This window comes from Vibrio sp. YT-19(2023) (assembly GCF_033337395.1).
The window spans coordinates 1-18,997 of the sequence record NZ_JAWOQN010000039.1; the positions used below are offsets into that span (position 1 = coordinate 1).

Below are 18,997 nucleotides of genomic sequence, written 5' to 3' on the forward strand. Positions count from 1 at the left end.
TCAGAAGTGAAACGAAATAGCGCCGATGGTAGTGTGGGGCTTCCCCATGTGAGAGTAGGACATCGCCAGGCTTTAAATTTAAGAAGCCCGCTCGAAAGAGCGGGCTTTTTTGCATCTATAGAGTTTTAAAATTAGCTCACTTTATACCTAAAAAGTGTTCATCTAAGGTGCGATATACTTGCTCTCTGCAACCTTCCAAAAGGCTTTAACAAGCGGATTCTCCAGCTGAGTTTTGTTGCAGCAAACACCAAGTTTAAAAGGTTTAATTGGTAAGACTTTTAAACGATTTATCTTTTCTCTTACCGGACTGTTGTTGATTACAACATCAGGTGCGATACCTACTCCACACCCCAATGCAACCATACTTACGATGGCTTCATGTCCGGAGGTTTGTGCGTAGATCTTTGGCTTTATTTTCATTTGTTTGAGCCAAGTATTGGCCCTGTCCCTTGCCGTTCCTGCTTCTGGGAGTATGAATGGAATGACCGACCAGTCTGGTTTTTCTTTTTGTAGCTCTTCAGCAAACGCACTAACCCCAACAGGTACGATGACAGAAAGTGGGATTTCACTGATCGTTTCAAATGCGATTTTATTTGGCATCTGTTCTGACTTGGCTGATATGGCAATATCGGCTTCATCTGCTAGTATTTTGTCGATCGCTTGAGCTGGATCGCCGGTTGATAGTTTGAACTCAATGAAAGGGTTCTGAATACGAAAGTCAGAGATTAGCTCCGGAAGATGGCTGTAGCTTGCAGTAACAGAACAAAAGAGACGGATTTCTCCTTTCAATTCATCCTCGGTTCCCTTCAGGTGACTCTGATACTGCTGCCATTCGCCAAGAATCTTTAAGGCTACTGGGACTAGCTTTTTACCTTGGATAGTTAAATCAACGCTACGGTTGTCGCGTAAAAACAATTGTTGGCTGGTTTCCTCCTCTAATTTTTGTATCTGTCGGCTTAAGGCTGAAGGGCTAATATGCATTGCCGCTGCGGTCTTGGCGAAACTTTTACTCTCACAGAGATGAATGAAAAGTTGCAGGCTTTTGATATTCATTAAATTTTCATTTCCATGTTGCATAAATTGCAATAACTAATTGTGAATATATCACTTTAAGCAATCTCATGTCTGTTTTAGTATGAAGTTATTCGGTAAGGCAATTACTGACCTCAATGGAAGAATCTCAAAGGAGCACCCAGATGGCTAATTATTTCAATACCCTAAACTTGCGCGAGCAGTTGGACCAATTAGGTCGTTGTCGTTTTATGGACCGCAGTGAGTTCGCTTCAGAAGCGGATTATCTGAAAGGTAAGAAAGTAGTCATTGTAGGTTGTGGTGCTCAAGGTCTTAACCAAGGTCTGAACATGCGCGACTCTGGTCTAGACGTTGCTTATGCGCTTCGCCAAGCCGCGATTGATGAGCAACGCCAGTCATTCAAAAACGCAAAAGACAACGGTTTTGAGGTAGGTAGCTACGAAACGCTAATTCCACAAGCTGATCTAGTAGTAAACCTTACTCCAGATAAGCAGCACACAAACGTTGTTGAGACGGTAATGCCGTTGATGAAAGAAGGCGCAGCACTAGGTTACTCTCACGGTTTCAACGTTGTTGAAGAAGGCATGCAAATCCGTAAAGACCTAACGGTAGTAATGGTTGCACCTAAATGTCCAGGTACGGAAGTTCGTGAAGAATACAAGCGCGGTTTCGGTGTACCGACTCTTATCGCTGTTCACCCAGAGAACGACCCAAAAGGTGAAGGTTGGGATATCGCGAAAGCTTGGGCTGCAGCAACAGGCGGTCACCGTGCAGGCTGTCTAGAGTCTTCTTTTGTTGCTGAGGTGAAATCTGACCTAATGGGTGAGCAAACTATCCTTTGTGGCATGCTACAGGCTGGCTCTATCGTATGTTACGAGAAGATGATTGCTGATGGTATCGATCCTGGCTACGCTGGTAAGCTTCTTCAATACGGTTGGGAAACCATCACTGAAGCACTGAAGTTTGGTGGTATCACTCACATGATGGATCGCCTAACTAACCCTGCAAAAGTGAAAGCATTTGAGCTTTCTGAAGAGCTAAAAGAACTGATGCGTCCGCTATACAACAAGCACATGGATGACATCATCACCGGTCACTTCTCTAGCACTATGATGGCTGACTGGGCAAACGACGATGCAAATCTACTAGGCTGGCGTGCAGAAACAGGTGAAACTGCTTTCGAAAACTACCCAGAAACTGACGTAGAAATCTCTGAGCAAGAGTACTTCGATAACGGTATCTTGATGGTTGCTATGGTTCGTGCGGGTGTTGAGCTAGCATTCGAAGCGATGACGGCATCTGGCATCATCGATGAGTCTGCTTACTACGAGTCTCTACACGAGCTGCCACTTATCGCAAACACTATCGCACGTAAGCGTTTATACGAGATGAACGTGGTTATCTCAGACACTGCGGAATACGGTAACTACCTGTTCGCTAACGTAGCAACGCCGCTTCTACGTGAGAAGTTTATGCCAGCCGTAAATACTGACGTAATTGGTAAAGGTTTAGGTGAAACGTCTAACCAAGTGGATAACGCGACTCTTATCGCTGTGAATGAAACAATCCGTAACCACCCTGTAGAGTACATCGGTGAAGAGCTACGTGGTTACATGACTGATATGAAGCGTATCGCGGTGGGCGGCTAAATGACTCCATTTCGGTGTCGAAGGTGCTCGTTTACTATCGTAAAGTCCGCGCCTTCTCCTAGAAATGAAACCTTAATACAGCGTAATTTACTTAGTCTCAAGTAACGCAGTAGATAAACTCCAGGCAGACTGGAGTGATAGATACAAAATAAAACACAACATCTAATCAAAAGGCTTGGTCGCCGTTGACCAAGCCTTTTTGTTTTTAGCCGATTTATCTGCGCGCCGATAAGAAAAACGCTCCTTTGTGAGGAGCGCTTTGATACTTATTTTTCAGCAAGCTTTTCTTCAAGTTGCGCCAACTTCTGTTCCATTTCTGTTAGCTTTTGACGTGTACGTAGTAAAACTTGAGTTTGAACATCAAACTCTTCGCGACTTACAACATCTAGCTTGTTTAGCTGGCCTTGGATTACTTGACGAACTTTCTGATCGACATCAGAGCCCAACTCTTTTACAGGTTGAGGCATTGAGTCGTGAATCTGTTTAGCAATTTGCTCTAATTTCTTTGGGTCAAACATAGTGGCTAAAACTCCTTTTGATTTGTCCTCATTTTAAGTAAATGATACGTGAAAGTCGCCATTTAGATGGCAAAAAAGAGAGCGGCAATAAAAAAGGCCACCGAAGTGACCTTTTTGAATGCCTTAATAGCTTATCTGTTATCCGCTAATTCACGATGAGCTGCTTTCGCTTCGTCAACTCGCGCTAACTTCTCCAAGTCTTTGTCTTCAACAAATACTGGCAGAGGTTTGTGTTTTTCAGCTAGGTAGCTGTAAATCACAGGTAGCACGAATAGTGTGAACAGTGTACCGATTGCAAGGCCAGCAACGATGACGATACCGATACTGAAACGTTGCGCGGCACCTGCACCTGTTGCGTACATCAGCGGGATCAGACCTGCGATCATCGCTGCAGTGGTCATTAGGATAGGGCGAAGACGCACTTTCGCAGCTTCCATCACCGCATCAATACGAGACAGTTTATTATGTAACTGCTCTTCTTTGGCGACTTCACAGATCAAGATACCGTGCTTGGTTATTAGGCCGACCAGCGTTATCAAACCAACCTGCGAGTAGATGTTCATCGAGGCCGTACCCCAGGCCAATGCGATCAAGGCACCACATATTGCCAGAGGTACAGATACCATGATGACAATAGGATCGCGGAGTGATTCAAATTGAATCGCCAGAACGAGGAAGATGATCGCAAGTGCAAGACCGAAGGTTGCATACAAGGCACTACCTTCCGTTACAAACTGACGAGATTCGCCCATGTAATCGTGGTTATAGCCTGCAGGCAGCTTGGTTTGTGCAATATTCTCAAACCAGTCGATTGCGTCACCCATAGCAACACTAGGCGATGGTACTGCACCCACAGTCGCTGAGTTTAGCTGGTTGAAGTGTGGCAAAGAGCGAGGCTCAGCCACCACATCGATAGTAATCAGACTGCCTAATGGAACCGCTTTACCATCCACAGAGCGTACATAGTAGTTCTTCATCGATTCTGGGTTTAGACGCCATTTACGCTCAACTTGAGGAATCACCTCATACGAGCGGCCATTCAGGTCGATTCGGTTTACATAGCCATCTGCCATCATCGTGCTGAGGGTGATGCCAATGTCTTGCATAGTCACACCGTAGGCACCCGCTTTGTCTTTATCGATCTTGATCTTCATCGTTGCTGAATCGTAGTTCAAATCCAGGTCGGAATAGACAAACATTGGGCTACTTGCAACATCGGTTAGAATATCGCTAGCGATAGTAAACAAGCTCTCGAAGCTATTTGGTGTTGTAATTACAAACTGAACAGGTAGACCTGAGCCTGCACCTGGAAGCTCTGGCATTTGGAATGCAGTGACAGACATACCAGGTACACTTGATACTAGGCCACCCACACGTTTCGTGATTTCAGATTGGCTTGCCTCTCGTTCACTCCAAGGCTTCAATGTTGCTAGGCCAAACGCTTGGTTTGAGTTTGGTACACCATTAAAGACCTGCGCGTATTCCACCTCCGGTTGATCTGAGAGTATTTGGTTTACGTCATCCATGGTATTTTGGATATAGTCCAAGTTCGCGTTTGATGGGGCGGTACCCATCAGCATGACCACACCTTTATCTTCAGATGGTGCTAGTTCGCTAGGAATAAACTTGAACAAGACCGGTAAGCTTGCAAATACAATGATTGCAAACGCAATAACAACCGGACGATGAGCCATTACCGCTTTCAACATGCCTTCGTAACGAGTGGTCATGCCATCAAGGATATGGTGAACTTTTTGCTCAAACTTGCTTGGCTTCTCGTTCGCCTTCAGCATCTTCGAACACATCATTGGTGATAGTGTCAAAGCGATGATGCCGGATACGAATACTGAACCTGCCAGTGTCAAAGCGAACTCTTTGAACAATGAACCGGTGATACCACCCATCAATGCGATCGGTGCGTACACTGCACCTAGCGTCAATGTCATCGCGATAACTGGAACCGCAATTTCACGTGTACCAATGATTGCAGCTCGGAATGGTGATTCCCCTTCTTTGATGTGACGGTCAACGTTTTCTAGTACAACGATCGCGTCATCCACCACCAGACCGATGGCAAGCACCATCGCCAGTAGCGTCATCAAGTTCCAAGAGAAACCCATTGCCTGCATCACCATTGCCACACCAATCAATGAAAGTGGAATGGTCACGATAGGAATGATTACCGCGCGGAATGAACCTAGGAACAGTGTGATAACCACAAGTACGATTACTGCTGCTTCAAGAATCGTTTTCACTACTTCGTGAATCGATTCGTTGATGGCGATAGTTGAGTCGTACATTACGTTCATTTTGATGTTACTTGGTAGGTTGCGCTCAAGCTGAGGCAACAGTTCAAGTACGTCTGCTGCAATGTTGATTGGGTTAGCACTTGGCGCTGCGTTGATCGCCGCAACCACAGCTTCTTGACCGTTTGCACTTGCGCGATAAACGTCGTGACTCTTCTCTAGCGTTACTTTAGCGATATCACCTAGGCGGATGACATCCCCTTCACCAGTTTTCACGACCAATGCTTCAAGTTCAGCAACGTTTGATACCTGAGTATCTGCGCTACCGTTATAAAGCACGAACTCACCCGTCGCTTGACCGGTTGCAGATTGGTAGTTGTTGGCGTTAAGAACGCTCATCACATCGGTTGCGGTAAGCTTCAAAGCGCCCATTTTGGCAGGATCTAACCATACGCGCAGTGCGTACTTCATACCACCATACAGGTCAACTTTGGACACACCGTTTACGGTGAACAACTGCGGGTTGATTACACGCTCAAGGTAGTCAGTGATCTGGCTTGAAGATAACTCGTCACTCGTAAAGCCGATGTACAGTACCGCCGTTGTCGAACCTGTCGACATGGTTACGGTTGGGTCTTCGGCTTCTTTTGGTAGCTGTGAACGTACCGAGTTGGTTTTCGCCAGAATGTCAGACAACGCCGCATTTGGATCAGTATTCAACTTCATGTTGACAGTAATGGTCGATTTACCTAGTACCGATTGCGAAGTCATGTAATCAATATTATCGGCTTGCGCTACCGCTTGCTCCAATGGCTGAGTAATAAAGCCTTGGATCAAGTTGGCACTTGCACCGTAGTAACTGGTGGTCACGGTGACCACCGTATTCGTCATTTCAGGGTATTCACGAACCTGCATTTTGAACACCGCTTGCAAACCAAGCAATGCAATCAAAAAGCTGATCGATACCGCTAAAACTGGACGTTTTATAAAAACATCTGTAAAGCGCATGATGCCTCCAACTTAAAGCATTGGTGTTTCAGCAGGTGGGGTAGTTGCATCGCTTTCGACAATGCTTACTTTCGCATGGTTACTCAAACGGACTTGACCCGATGTCACCACTACATCACCTGGCTTCACGCCTTCTAGAATGTGTGCGATATCTTTAGAGCGTTCGCCAACTTTTACCACATGCTGCTTAACGCGTTTTTCGCCATCTTCTTCTGTTACGATGTAAACATTGTCGCCATACAGCGTAAATGTGATCGCGGTTTGAGGTAGAGTGACCTGATTTTCTAATTTAGGCAGAATGATGTTTGCACGCGCGAACATACCACTACGCAGTTTGCCGTCACTGTTAGGGATATCCGCTTGAACTTGAATCAAACCACTTTGTACGTTTACAGCTGGTTCAATCGCAGAAATAGACCCTTTGAAAGGTTGGTCTGGATAAGCGTCAACAAAGATATCCACTTCTTGATCGATATTGATACGTGAAATATCGGTTTGTGGCACGGTGAAGCGCAAGCGCATCACGCTGGTATCTTCAAGGCGAACAATGTCGGTGCCCGCCTGTAGGTACTGACCGAGGTACACGTTACGAATACCTACCACACCATCAAATGGCGCTTTGATTTCGCGTCGGTCGATGGTCGCTTTCAGGCTTTCAATGTCTGCTTTTAAGGAGAAGTAGTTTGCTTCTGCTTCGTCATACGCTTCTTTAGAAATAGAGCCTTTTTTGAATAGGCCTTGGTAGCGTTTGTATTTCGCTTCTGCCGCTGGCAACTTAGCTTGCGAGCTCTTCAAATTTGCTTTTTCGACTTCAGAATCAAGCAGCACTAATGGCTGACCCGATTTAACTTGAGTACCGGAATCAAATGCGATTTTATCGATAACACCGCTGGTCTCATTTGCTACCGTCACGCCTTGGTTTGGCTCGATAAAACCAATTGCTTCGATGACTGGTACCCAATCCACCGCTTGCACTTCTGTCACGGTTACTGGGAACTCAGGTTCAGGACGGTTTGCCATGTATTCAGCGATCTTTTGTTGCTTAAATAAATTGAAACCTATCACGCTGCCGAACAAGAGAACGGCGATAAGTAACATAAAGAAAGTCCACTTTTTCATTCTATTAAGAACTCCAAGTTAGTGTTTAATAATTGCATCCCAACTGGCTTCAATAGCGGCCTCTAATGCCGTCTTATCCAGTTGATAAAATCCCAAAGCGTGTTTCCGAGCAAGTGCAACACTTGCCTCAAAACTTAATCCAGAAAGTACTTCGTTATCGAGAAGCTTGAATACTCCCTCGTCTTTACCCTGATTAAAAAGAAGATCTACTTGGGCAAACATTTGTCTCTCAAGTTCCCGAGCTTTGCTACTATTTGAACAGGGTAAAGATTCATATTGGACTCGGTTGCTGATCGCACTTAAGTTCGAGCTCGCTAGATTCCAAATATTGAGCCACATGGTTCGATAACGCTGTTTTAAAGGCATCTCTTCACTAACACCTAGTTGCACCGCAGTAGCAACACGCTTAGCAACGTTAAGGCGTAGTTCCTCTAAAAGATGTTCTTTATCTGAGAAATAACGGTAAATCGTCCCTGCTGCGACACCTGCCTCATTGGCGAGCTTTTGCATGGAAAGCCCTTGAAAACCAGATTCAGCAATGAGTTGTTCAGCAGCGACTAAGATTTGTTCTCGTTTATCTACAGCAGGGTTATCCTTCATAATGTCACCCTTTAATGAATGAACGTTCATTCATTATAGCTTAAATACCCGCCATTTATGCAACAGAATATTGCACTTAATTGGTGTAAAAATTACAAGAAATCAGCATAGCTTTCACGAGGCCACCCCTTTATCATAGGCGCCACATTCATCACCCGCAGAGAATTTCTATGAAGCTGAACCCTAGTCAAGATGAAGCCGTGAAATACGTGTCTGGTCCATGCCTAGTGCTAGCTGGTGCTGGCTCGGGCAAAACTCGTGTTATTACCAATAAAATCGCTTATCTGGTTCAGCAATGTGGTTACAAAGCGCGTAACATTGCGGCGGTGACGTTTACCAACAAAGCAGCACGTGAAATGAAGGAGCGTGTAGGTCAAACGCTAGGGAAAGGTGAGTCTAAAGGTTTGATGGTATCAACATTCCACACTTTAGGATTGAACATCATCAAGCGTGAGTACAAGCATTTAGGGTTGAAAGCGGGCTTCTCACTGTTTGATGACCAAGACCAGCTAGCTCTGCTCAAAGAGCTTACTGAAAAGCAGCTTGATGGTGATAAAGATCTGCTACGTCAGCTTCTGAGTTGTATTTCCAACTGGAAAAACGACATGTTGACGCCAGAGCAAGCCAAAGCGCGTGCGCAAGGTGAACAGCAACAATTGTTTGCGTTCTGTTTTGATATGTACCAAAAGCAAATGAAAGCCTATAACGCGCTTGATTTTGATGACCTAATTTTGATGCCCGTTTTACTCTTACGTAATCATGAAGACGTTCGTCAGCGTTGGCAGAATCGTATCCGTTACCTACTGGTTGACGAGTATCAAGATACCAACACGAGTCAGTATGAGCTGGTCAAATTAATTGTCGGAGAACGTGGACGATTGACGGTTGTAGGGGATGACGATCAGTCTATTTATTCATGGCGTGGTGCGAAACCTCAGAACCTCGTGTTGCTGGGTGAAGATTATCCGAATTTGCGTTTGATTAAGCTAGAGCAAAACTACCGTTCAACGAGTCGAATCCTGCGTGCGGCCAACATTTTGATAGCTAACAACCCTCACGTCTATGAGAAGTCCTTGTTCTCTGAAATTCCTGACGGTGAAAAACTCAAAGTGTTGTTGGCTAAAAATGAAGAGCACGAAGCAGAGCGCGTAACGGGTGAACTAATTGCGCATAAGTTCCTAAACCGTACCGAATATAAAGATTATGCGATTCTATATCGTGGTAACCACCAATCACGTTTGATTGAAAAGTCTCTGATGCAAAACCGTGTACCGTATAAAATTTCTGGCGGCACCTCGTTTTTTGCGCGCGCAGAGATTAAAGACATCATGGCGTATTTGCGCGTTTTGGTTAATCCGGATGACGACAATGCATTTTTGCGCATTGTGAATACTCCACGACGTGAAATTGGCCCAGTGACGTTAGAGAAGTTAGGCAGTTATGCCAATATGCGAGGCAAGAGCCTGTTTGAGTCGAGCTTTGAAATGGGGCTCGAACAGCACCTAACGGGACGTGGCCTAGAAAACCTGCGTCGTTTCACCCAATGGCTAGTGGCGATTGCTGATCAAGCTGAGCGTGGTGATACCGTCGAAGCGGTTCGTTCGCTAGTTCGTGATATCCATTATGAAGATTGGCTATACGAAACTTCAGCAAGTCCGAAAGCCGCTGAAATGAGAATGAAGAACGTTTCTGACCTTTATTCCTGGATAGTGGCGGACCTAGAGGGTGACAACTACGATCAAGAAGAGAAAACGTTAAAAGAAGTCGTTCAACGTTTGACCTTGCGTGACATGATGGAGCGCGGTGAAGAAGATGAAGACAGTGATGCAGTACAACTGATGACCTTGCACGCATCAAAAGGCCTTGAGTTCCCATATGTATACTTAATTGGGTCCGAAGAAGGTATTTTACCGCACCAAACCAGTATTGATGAAGATAACGTGGAAGAAGAGCGTCGCCTGATGTACGTTGGTATTACTCGAGCGCAACGTGAACTGACTTTCACTATGTGCAAAGAGCGTCGGCAGTTTGGCGAGTTGATCAAACCTACTCAAAGCCGCTTTTTGGATGAGTTGCCATTTGATGACGTTGAATGGGAAGTAAACAAAAAGCCAGTATCAGCAGAAGAGCGTATGGCGAAAGGTCAAGCACACATTGCCAATATTCGAGCAATGTTTAAGAAGTAAAGTAACCTTGTTCTCACTGACTAAAAACAAAAAGACTTGCCAACTGGCAAGCCTTTTTCGTTGATGTCTTTACTTATAGACCTTCAATCATGTGGTCAATTGCTGCGATGATTTCATCGTCAGAACAGTCCATACAGGTTCCTTTGGCTGGCATCGCATTGAAGCCTTCTAATGCGTGCTTCACTAACGTATCTTTGCCTTGTGCAATACGTGGTGCCCAATCATCGGCATTACCTGTTTTAGGTGCGCCGTTTACACCAGATGCGTGACAAGCAATACAAAAAGTACCATAAACTGTGGCGCCATCACGTGGACCGGTTGGTTCTTCTTTCACTGGCTCAGAACCTGCTAGATAAACATCACCGACAGGTTGGATGCGTTCTGCGATCGCATCGTATTCAGTTTGGCTGATGTCAGAAGCTAAAGCTGCCGTAGAAAACGTTAAGGCAGCGAACAAAACGCTAATCATTTGTCGAGACATATCCATTAAACCCACTTCACATTCCCGAGGTAAGTGACTTACCTATTTATATAGTTAGAGTATTAATGCCGAGCAGAGAAATCATTAAATTCCACTGAATGGCATAGAATGATTAGACAACTTGGTTGCAGCTGTTAAATCAATGTAAATAATGGGTGATTATATCCCGATAACTTGTTGCAATAAACAACAAGTTATCCATGACAGGGCGTGAATCACATCAAAAATCCACTTTAACGGAAGATAACTGTCGAAAAAGAGACCAAACGATAAAAAAAGTAAAAAAAGTACTAGACGGCATAGTGTGATATCCGTATTATTCCACTCCGCCGATAGGGCATGCGCCCGTAGCTCAGTTGGATAGAGCGTTGGCCTCCGGAGCCAAAGGTCGAAGGTTCGAATCCTTTCGGGCGTACCATTGCCTCGGAGGATACATCGGTAAAAATCAGTGGTGGCTATAGCTCAGTTGGTAGAGCCCCGGATTGTGATTCCGGTTGTCGCGAGTTCAAGTCTCGTTAGCCACCCCATTCTTTCTTTTTTAGATTGAATGCGGTAGCATTGCTCCCAATCTTGATTTAATCAAGATAAAACATCGTCGGTGAATAGCGCAGCTTGGTAGCGCATCTGGTTTGGGACCAGAGGGTCGGGGGTTCGAATCCCTCTTCACCGACCACTATTTAGTTTATGGCTATATAGAGCGGTAAACAGAAAAAATTGATGGTGGCTATAGCTCAGTTGGTAGAGCCCTGGATTGTGATTCCGGTGGTCGCGAGTTCGAATCTCGTTAGCCACCCCATTAATTAAGGTGATTTCTTAGTTGAAGTGTCCTGTCTGATTTGAGAAAATCAGCAAATACAGTTCGGTGAATAGCGCAGCTTGGTAGCGCATCTGGTTTGGGACCAGAGGGTCGGGGGTTCGAATCCCTCTTCACCGACCACTATTAGAAAGCCTGCTTTTTAGCAGGCTTTCGTCGTTTTAGAGTTTATGATCTCGCTTGGACTGTATTAGTCGGTAATGTATCAATGGATTTGAACCCAAGTGGGGTTCGCCTGAAGTTAGAATTCGGCTCTTCACCGACCGCTATTTAGAGCCTCAGTCGAAAGACTGGGGCTTTTTTGCATCTCTCCTGAAAAGAATCGGCATTCCATTTCAATTTTTCCCCAAAGTGTACAGCTCTAGGGGCTTTTGACCACCTATGATCCAAATGCTTTTCGAGCTGACAAAATAAACCCCAGAGCAGTGTCTGGGGTTTTGTAGTTTTCTAATCCGCTGCTTTTATTGGGCGAGTGTTTTAAGGATTTCTTTCAGTTCTACCGTTTCTTGGATTTCAAAACTTGGCGTTATATCCGTTGAGTTACTTGCGCCTGTCGCATTCACCCACACACTCAAAATGCCCATATTGTTAGCGCCAGCAATGTCAGCAGGTAAAGAGTCGCCCACGTGTAGAGCCTCTTCTGGTTTTACTTCGACCAAGTCGAGCGCTTTTTGGAAAATACTTGTAGCAGGTTTCTCTTCTGGCTCTTCTCCTCCCACAATAATATGGTCCACCCAGTTGCTCATTTGTGTCGCGTTTAATTTAGGGTGTTGAGAAAAAATCGGGCCGTTAGTGATCACGACGAGTTTGTAATGTTGACGAAGGTCGCTGAGCATTTCTTTTACACCAGGGAAGAAGGTGAACGCGCCCATACGTGCAGAGTCAAAGTAGTCTTGAGCTTGTTGAGCCTCTTTTGCAGTGATGCTGACGCCTTGCTCCGCCAAGATGTTTTGGATCAGGCCACAACGGAAGGCATTTTCATCGGGTAGCAGAGCCACAAGGTGAGGGAACTCAGCATTCAGCTTTTTGTATACACCCTGTAAGTAGCGCTGCAAAAACGCTTTTGGCTCGGTAACTTGTGGGTAGGTCTTATGAATCCAAGTTGTAAACGCTTGTCCTGCAACTTTATCGGCTTGTGACGTTGCACATAAAGTCTCGTCCATATCAAAAAAAATCGCTTTAAGCACAGGGGCTCCTTTTATTTACGGCTTGGCTTTGACACTGTTCATCTATTATCCCACTCTCAATTGTGTCGTAAAGGGTTAAAACCGGCGAGTTTTCTTATGACGTACGAATGAGGATAGCGGTACTTTCCTTTTGCTTAGTCAATAAACCGCTTAAGTGACGCATATTCTGCGTTGGAGCAGGATTTGTGTGGTTTTGCTGTTTTGTTCACGTTTTGACCTATCCTTTCTCTTCCTAAGTTTGGCTTTTTGTATTTGCCGACTATTTTATTAATAGTTTTTTATGTTGAAAAAACACTTTTTGCATATGATATTGTTTGTTAAATGTTAATAAATGCACATGAATAATGCGGTTAATGATTTTGTTTAGTTCATGTTTACTTTTAGAGCATTTTTCTAGTTTTATTGGTGCATGACGCACAAAAATAGTGTGATATGAAAATAGTTAAATACTTGTTAATGCATTTTTATTCGCTAATTGTGCGTTTATTTAATGTTTTTTCGGCGGAATATACTTTAATTGTTGCTTTTTTGTGTGATTTTTGCCAAATTATTTCCGCATTAAGATTTCAGAGTATTATTCTGAATTTGAACGGATTCATTCAGGTGATGAATGGTGCCTTTGGCATGATTCGATACCACAGACAAGGCAGTAGAGGTCTGAAATGTCACTATTAGAAGTGAAAAACCTTCGTATTGAATACCCATCCCGACACGGCGTTCACGCTGCCGTGAAGTCACTTTCTTTTCATATTGAACGTGGTGAAATCGTGGGTGTTGTTGGCGAATCAGGTGCGGGTAAATCCACCGTTGGTAACGCTGTTATCGATTTGCTTAGTCCCCCAGGTCGCGTTGCTAGCGGTGATGTATTCTTGGATGGAGAAAAAATTTCTGGCCTATCACCAGAAGCGATGCGTAAGGTTCGCGGCTCGAAAATAGGTTTTATTTTCCAAGATCCGATGACCTCGCTCAATCCACTTTTTACTGTTGAGCAACAGCTGAAAGAGACGATCCACGCTAACATGAAGGTCTCTGATGAAGAGGCGTATCAGCGCGCGCTTTCTCTTATGCAGCAGGTTGGTATTCCGCAACCAGAAAACCGCTTAAAACAGTACCCGCACCAATTCTCTGGTGGTATGCGTCAGCGTGTTGTCATTGCTATTGCTTTGGCTGGTGAGCCTGATCTCATCATCGCGGACGAACCAACTACGGCGTTAGACGTTTCTATCCAAGACCAAATCCTCAACTTGATCCGCGAGCTGTGTATCAAGAACAATGTCGGCTGTATGTTGGTTACTCACGATATGGGTGTCGTCTCCAACGTCACCGATCGCGTGGCGGTAATGTATCGTGGTGACTTGGTGGAGTTTGGACCAACAGCCAAAGTATTGGGTGATCCTGATCACTCTTACACTCGCAGTCTAATTTCAGCGGTACCACGTTCAGACAGAAAGCTAGATCGTTTCCCGTTAGTAAGCTATATCGAAGAAGCGGCGGAAATGGAGCCACTCGATATCAAGAACCACTGGTTAGGACAAAGCCAAGATGAGCGTGAGTACACTGGCCCGCTTTTGGACGTGAAGAACGTCAATCTTCGCTTTGTGACCAAAGACTCTTTGTTCGAGAGCCGCCGAGAATACGTGCAAGCATCTAATAATGTGAGCTTTGAAGTGCACGAAGGCGAAACCTTTGGTTTGGTGGGCGAGTCTGGTTCAGGTAAATCGACCATTGCACGTGTGATTGCTGGTTTATACCAACCTAACTCTGGTCAGGTGAAATTCGAGGGCATTGACCTGACCGCTTTAACCTCTGAGAAAGAGCGCCGCCCGATGCGTCGTCAAATGCAGATGGTGTTCCAAAACCCGTATACTTCAATGAACCCTCGTATGAAGGTATTTGATATTATTGCTGAGCCAATCCGTTTTCATAAATTGACGAAAAACGAGTCGGAAACTCGCCAAATCGTGAATGACCTATTGGATCATGTTGGTTTGGGTCGAATGGCTGGGCTAAAGTATCCTCATGAATTCTCCGGTGGTCAACGTCAACGTATTTCTATTGCGCGTGCGTTGGCGACTCGTCCTCGACTTTTGATTTGTGATGAACCGACCTCAGCACTGGACGTATCGGTACAGGCACAAATTCTAAACTTGCTGAAAGATCTGCAAAGTGAGCTGAACTTGACTATGTTGTTTATCAGCCACGATTTACCTGTTATTCGTCAGATGTGTGACCGAGTAGGTGTGATGCAAATGGGTACACTTTTAGAAGTGGCACCAACAGAACAGTTATTCACGGCACCTCAACACGAATACAGCAAAAAATTGATTTCTCTGATGCCGGAGTTTACAGGCTTGCGAGAAGAGATCGAAACGGCATAAACCAAGCAATTCGCTTGGCTAACCTTTAGTCATAACAAAGACGCAAACACAACAACAAGGGATCCGTATCCCCGCATGAAGGAGTTATGCAAATGAAAACCATGAAAAGCAAATTAGCAGTGGCGCTAATGGCTGCGGGCCTAAGCTTTAACGCAATGGCAGCAGATATCAAAGTTGGCTATGCAGCTGACCCAGTATCGCTTGACCCACATGAGCAGCTATCAGGTGGCACACTGCAAATGTCACACATGGTATTTGATCCGTTGGTTCGCTTTACTCAAAAAATGGATTTCGAGCCTCGCCTAGCGGAAAGCTGGGAACGTATTAACGATACGACTGTTCGTTTCAAACTGCGTGAAGGTGTGAAATTCCATTCTGGCAATACTCTAACGGCTGACGACGTCGTGTGGACGTTCCAGCGTTTACAAAGCTCTCCTGACTTTAAAAACATCTTCGACCCGTACGAAAAAATCGTCAAAGTTGACGACAACACGTTCGATCTTGTAACTAAAGGTCCTTACCCACTAGTGCTGCAAACCGCAACGTACATTTTCCCTATGGACAGCAAGTTCTACACGGGCAAAACTGCGGACGGCAAAGACAAGTCTGAGTTAGTGAAGCACGGTAACTCATTTGCATCGACTAACGTATCTGGCACGGGGCCATTCATTGTGACTTCACGTGAGCAGGGCGTAAAAGTGGAATTTGAACGCTTTAAAGATTACTGGGACAAAGAGTCGAAAGGTAATGTTGATAAGCTAACGCTTGTGCCAATCAAAGAAGACGCAACTCGTGTAGCAGCGCTGCTTTCTGGCGGTGTAGACATGATTCACCCAGTAGCGCCAAACGACCACAAACGCGTTGAAGATGCTGACGGCATCGACCTAGTTACGCTACCTGGTACTCGTATCATCACGTTCCAACTAAACCAAAACAGCAACGAAGCATTGAAAGACGTTCGCGTTCGCCAAGCGATTGTTCACGCAATCAATAACGAAGGTATCGTGAAGAAAATCATGAAAGGCTTCGCAACGGCCGCTGGTCAGCAAAGCCCGGCAGGTTACGTGGGTCACGATGACAAACTGGTTCCTCGCTACGATCTGAAGAAAGCGAAAGAGCTGATGAAAGAAGCGGGTTACGAAAATGGCCTGACGCTAACGATGATCGCACCAAACAACCGTTACGTGAACGATGCGAAAGTAGCACAAGCGGCGGCGGCAATGTTGTCTAAGATCGGTATCAAGGTTGATCTGAAGACCATGCCAAAAGCGCAGTACTGGCCTGAGTTCGACAAGTGTGCGGCAGACATGCTGATGATCGGTTGGCACTCAGATACAGAAGACTCAGCGAACTTCAACGAGTTCCTAACGATGACTCGTAACGAAGAAACCGGTCGTGGTCAGTACAACTGTGGTTACTACTCAAACCCAGAAATGGACAAAGTAGTTGAAGCTGCGAACGTAGAAACAGATCCAGCGAAACGTGCAGAAATGCTGAAGGGCGTAGAAGCGACACTATACAACGACGCAGCATTCGTACCGCTACACTGGCAAAGTGAAGCATGGGGCGCGAAGTCTAACGTGAAAGCGGCAGATATCGTTAACCCAATGGTAATGCCTTACTTCGGTGACCTAGTGGTTGAATAATCACGGTTAGTCTACTTTGAGGAGGGATGGATTTCCCTCCTCAACTTAAAGCACTCGACTCAATTTTGTTTCAGTCGGATTGAGTTGGTTATTTAGACTGAATTTTCTCTCTAATTTAGAGATCTATGGATAGTTAAGGGGCAAGGAATGTTTTCGTTTCTGGTCAAGCGCCTGTTTCAGGCACTGATAGTGATGTTTGTGATCAGTTTGGTGGCGTTTGCCATTCAGGACAACCTGGGTGATCCGCTGCGTGAGCTTGTAGGTCAGTCGGTTTCGGAATCGGAGCGTCAAGCGCTACGCGACGACTTAGGCCTGAACGATCCCTTTATCACAAAGTATACGCGCTTTGTGGGTAATGCACTGCAAGGTGATTTGGGTACCTCATATTTTTTCAAGCGACCTGCGGTTGAGGTGATTCTCGACAAGCTGGTGGCTACATTAGAGCTCGTGTTTGGCGCGACGCTTATCATCATTGTTTTCTCTATTCCGCTTGGGGTGTACTCTGCGATTCATCCTAAGAGTGTTTTTACCAAATTTGTCATGGCGATGAGCAGTGTCGGTATCTCGATTCCGGTGTTCTTAACCGCAATCATGCTGATGTATGTCTTCTCCATCGAACTCGGCTGGCTGCCTTCCTATGGGCGAGGTGAAACCGCTAACGTACTCGGTTGGGAATCTGGCTTCTTTACCATTGATGGTATCAAGCACCTCATCCTACCTTGTATTGCGCTAGCGTCTATCATGCTGCCGTTGTTCATCCGTTTGGTACGTTCAGAAATGCTGGAAGTACTGAGTTCGGAATACATTAAGTTCGCCAAAGCAAAAGGTTTGAACTTACAAAAGATTTATTACCAACATGCACTTAAGAACACCATGCTACCAGTATTGACGGTAGGTGGCGTGCAGATTGGTACCATGGTGGCCTACACCATTCTTACTGAAACCGTGTTCCAATGGCCGGGCACTGGCTTCCTTTTCCTAGAGGCAATCAACCGTGTAGATACACCGCTGATCACTGCCTACGTTATCTTTGTTGGTCTGATCTTCGTGGTAACCAATACCATCGTTGACTTGCTGTACGGCATCATCAACCCAACTGTGAACCTAACTGGAAAAGGAGCTTAATCATGAGCCAATCAAATTTAACACCAGCTCCTGCTCCATCAGCGTGGCAGCGTTTCAAAGAGTCAGATTTTCTGTATTACTTCAAACGCGACAAAGTGGCGATGGCGAGTTTTACCGTCTTTATGATGTTCTTAGTATTGGCATTGGCTGCACCGATTCTTGCGCCAACAGACCCGTACGATCTGACGTCTATCGACATCATGGACTCTGAGTTGCCACCTTCGTGGATGGAAGATGGCGATGAGCGCTTTGTGTTGGGTACTGACGAGCAAGGCCGCGATATTTTATCGACCATTCTTTACGGCTCTCGTTTGTCTTTGACGATCGGCTTTTTAGCCGTCGGTCTTCAGTTGGTACTGGGTATCATCATTGGTTTGTCGGCGGGTTACTTCGGTGGTCGTATCGATAGCTTCTTGATGCGCTTTGCGGATGTTCAACTATCGTTCTCAACCATGATGGTGGCGATCATCGTATCGGCCATCTTCAAAGCCAGCTTTGGCAGTGATTTTTACAGCCAATATGCGGTGGTCATGCTGGTGGTGATCATCGGTGTGGCAGAATGGCCGCAATACGCACGTACCATTCGCGCCTCGGTATTGGCAGAGAAGAAGAAAGAATACGTCGAAGCGGCGCGTGTGATGGGCTTTAAAGCTCCGCGAATCATGTTCCGTCACATTCTGCCGAACTGTCTATCGCCAATCTTGGTTATCTCGACGGTACAGGTAGCGAACGCGATCATGTCGGAAGCGGCACTGTCATTCCTAGGTTTGGGTCTTCCTGTTGATCAGCCGTCACTAGGTGCGCTGATCAGCATCGGCTTTAACTACATCTTCTCAGGTGCGTGGTGGATTACTGCCTTCCCAGGCATCGTGCTCGTAACATTGGTTTTGGTTATCAACCTGTTGGGCGACTGGCTACGTGATGTATTCAACCCGAAACTGTACAAAGGATAAGAATTTTCCCACCAAGCGTTGTAAATTCGCTTAATTCCTTCCTAAACTGAGAGCC

At 45.5% G+C, this 18,997-nt stretch carries 13 protein-coding genes and 5 tRNA genes; 11 read left to right on the top strand and 7 right to left on the bottom strand.

Features of this window, described 5'->3' with window-relative positions; genetic code table 11:
- Positions 1-162: 162 nt before the first annotated feature.
- Entirely contained in the window at positions 163-1,053 is an 891-nt protein-coding gene (gene ilvY, locus R7E78_RS20930) for an HTH-type transcriptional activator IlvY (RefSeq protein ID WP_005379097.1), read from the bottom strand.
- A 143-nt stretch (positions 1,054-1,196) separates the two neighbouring features.
- Here ilvY and ilvC point away from each other — a divergent pair, with 143 nt between their 5' ends.
- A complete protein-coding gene (gene ilvC, locus R7E78_RS20935) occupies positions 1,197-2,681 on the top strand; it encodes a ketol-acid reductoisomerase (protein WP_005379098.1) in 1,485 nt (494 codons plus the stop codon).
- A gap of 266 nt (positions 2,682-2,947) precedes the next feature.
- On the opposite strand, the gene ubiK is transcribed toward ilvC, so the two are convergent.
- The 4 genes from ubiK to R7E78_RS20955 form a co-directional block, all read right to left on the bottom strand.
- Positions 2,948-3,199: a ubiquinone biosynthesis accessory factor UbiK gene (gene ubiK, locus R7E78_RS20940; RefSeq protein ID WP_005379099.1), complete on the bottom strand. Its 252-nt coding sequence runs from the start codon at positions 3,197-3,199 to the stop codon at positions 2,948-2,950.
- Positions 3,200-3,330: 131 nt separating this feature from the next.
- A complete protein-coding gene (vmeD, locus tag R7E78_RS20945; protein ID WP_005379100.1) occupies positions 3,331-6,453 on the bottom strand; it encodes a multidrug efflux RND transporter permease subunit VmeD in 3,123 nt (1,040 codons plus the stop codon).
- A gap of 12 nt (positions 6,454-6,465) precedes the next feature.
- Entirely contained in the window at positions 6,466-7,572 is a 1,107-nt protein-coding gene (vmeC, locus tag R7E78_RS20950; protein WP_005379101.1) for a multidrug efflux RND transporter periplasmic adaptor subunit VmeC, read from the bottom strand.
- Between the two features lie 18 nt (positions 7,573-7,590).
- Positions 7,591-8,172: a TetR/AcrR family transcriptional regulator gene (locus tag R7E78_RS20955; RefSeq protein ID WP_005384254.1), complete on the bottom strand. Its 582-nt coding sequence runs from the start codon at positions 8,170-8,172 to the stop codon at positions 7,591-7,593.
- Positions 8,173-8,342: 170 nt separating this feature from the next.
- On the opposite strand from R7E78_RS20955, the gene rep reads away from it, so the two are divergent.
- Positions 8,343-10,358: a DNA helicase Rep gene (rep, locus tag R7E78_RS20960; protein WP_005379104.1), complete on the top strand. Its 2,016-nt coding sequence runs from the start codon at positions 8,343-8,345 to the stop codon at positions 10,356-10,358.
- Positions 10,359-10,431: 73 nt separating this feature from the next.
- On the opposite strand, the gene R7E78_RS20965 is transcribed toward rep, so the two are convergent.
- Entirely contained in the window at positions 10,432-10,845 is a 414-nt protein-coding gene (locus R7E78_RS20965) for a c-type cytochrome (RefSeq protein ID WP_005384252.1), read from the bottom strand.
- Positions 10,846-11,180: 335 nt separating this feature from the next.
- Between R7E78_RS20965 and R7E78_RS20970 the strand changes: the two genes are divergently transcribed.
- The 5 genes from R7E78_RS20970 to R7E78_RS20990 all read left to right on the top strand — a co-directional run bounded on the left by R7E78_RS20970 (position 11,181) and on the right by R7E78_RS20990 (position 11,776).
- Positions 11,181-11,257 (top strand) — tRNA-Arg (locus tag R7E78_RS20970).
- Positions 11,258-11,290: 33 nt separating this feature from the next.
- Positions 11,291-11,366 (top strand) — tRNA-His (locus tag R7E78_RS20975).
- A 69-nt stretch (positions 11,367-11,435) separates the two neighbouring features.
- A tRNA-Pro gene (locus R7E78_RS20980) sits at positions 11,436-11,512 on the top strand.
- A gap of 47 nt (positions 11,513-11,559) precedes the next feature.
- A tRNA-His gene (locus tag R7E78_RS20985) sits at positions 11,560-11,635 on the top strand.
- Positions 11,636-11,699: 64 nt separating this feature from the next.
- Positions 11,700-11,776: transfer RNA gene (locus R7E78_RS20990), tRNA-Pro, on the top strand.
- 338 nt (positions 11,777-12,114) lie between these two features.
- On the opposite strand, the gene R7E78_RS20995 is transcribed toward R7E78_RS20990, so the two are convergent.
- Positions 12,115-12,840 (bottom strand): HAD family hydrolase, encoded by a 726-nt coding sequence (locus R7E78_RS20995; RefSeq protein ID WP_005379107.1) that lies wholly within the window; start codon positions 12,838-12,840, stop codon positions 12,115-12,117.
- Positions 12,841-13,502: 662 nt separating this feature from the next.
- On the opposite strand from R7E78_RS20995, the gene R7E78_RS21000 reads away from it, so the two are divergent.
- The 4 genes from R7E78_RS21000 (at position 13,503) to R7E78_RS21015 (ending at position 18,942) form a co-directional block, all read left to right on the top strand.
- Positions 13,503-15,218, top strand: coding sequence for a dipeptide ABC transporter ATP-binding protein (locus tag R7E78_RS21000; RefSeq protein ID WP_005379108.1), 1,716 nt, complete (start codon positions 13,503-13,505; stop codon positions 15,216-15,218).
- A gap of 92 nt (positions 15,219-15,310) precedes the next feature.
- Positions 15,311-16,864: an ABC transporter substrate-binding protein gene (locus tag R7E78_RS21005; protein WP_005379109.1), complete on the top strand. Its 1,554-nt coding sequence runs from the start codon at positions 15,311-15,313 to the stop codon at positions 16,862-16,864.
- A gap of 147 nt (positions 16,865-17,011) precedes the next feature.
- A complete protein-coding gene (locus R7E78_RS21010) occupies positions 17,012-17,989 on the top strand; it encodes an ABC transporter permease (protein WP_005379110.1) in 978 nt (325 codons plus the stop codon).
- Between the two features lie 2 nt (positions 17,990-17,991).
- A complete protein-coding gene (locus tag R7E78_RS21015; RefSeq protein ID WP_033907403.1) occupies positions 17,992-18,942 on the top strand; it encodes an ABC transporter permease in 951 nt (316 codons plus the stop codon).
- The last annotated feature ends 55 nt before the right edge of the window (positions 18,943-18,997 follow it).

Excerpts from the sequence above, each read along its gene's own strand:
- ilvY (WP_005379097.1), bottom strand. The coding sequence starts at position 1,053 with ATGAATATCAAAAGCCTGCAACTTTTCATTCATCTCTGTGAGAGTAAA.
- ilvC (WP_005379098.1), top strand. The coding sequence starts at position 1,197 with ATGGCTAATTATTTCAATACCCTAAACTTGCGCGAGCAGTTGGACCAA.
- ubiK (WP_005379099.1), bottom strand. The coding sequence starts at position 3,199 with ATGTTTGACCCAAAGAAATTAGAGCAAATTGCTAAACAGATTCACGAC.
- vmeD (WP_005379100.1), bottom strand. The coding sequence starts at position 6,453 with ATGCGCTTTACAGATGTTTTTATAAAACGTCCAGTTTTAGCGGTATCG.
- vmeC (WP_005379101.1), bottom strand. The coding sequence starts at position 7,572 with ATGAAAAAGTGGACTTTCTTTATGTTACTTATCGCCGTTCTCTTGTTC.
- R7E78_RS20955 (WP_005384254.1), bottom strand. The coding sequence starts at position 8,172 with ATGAAGGATAACCCTGCTGTAGATAAACGAGAACAAATCTTAGTCGCT.
- rep (WP_005379104.1), top strand. The coding sequence starts at position 8,343 with ATGAAGCTGAACCCTAGTCAAGATGAAGCCGTGAAATACGTGTCTGGT.
- R7E78_RS20965 (WP_005384252.1), bottom strand. The coding sequence starts at position 10,845 with ATGGATATGTCTCGACAAATGATTAGCGTTTTGTTCGCTGCCTTAACG.
- R7E78_RS21000 (WP_005379108.1), top strand. The coding sequence starts at position 13,503 with ATGTCACTATTAGAAGTGAAAAACCTTCGTATTGAATACCCATCCCGA.
- R7E78_RS21005 (WP_005379109.1), top strand. The coding sequence starts at position 15,311 with ATGAAAACCATGAAAAGCAAATTAGCAGTGGCGCTAATGGCTGCGGGC.
- R7E78_RS21010 (WP_005379110.1), top strand. The coding sequence starts at position 17,012 with ATGTTTTCGTTTCTGGTCAAGCGCCTGTTTCAGGCACTGATAGTGATG.
- R7E78_RS21015 (WP_033907403.1), top strand. The coding sequence starts at position 17,992 with ATGAGCCAATCAAATTTAACACCAGCTCCTGCTCCATCAGCGTGGCAG.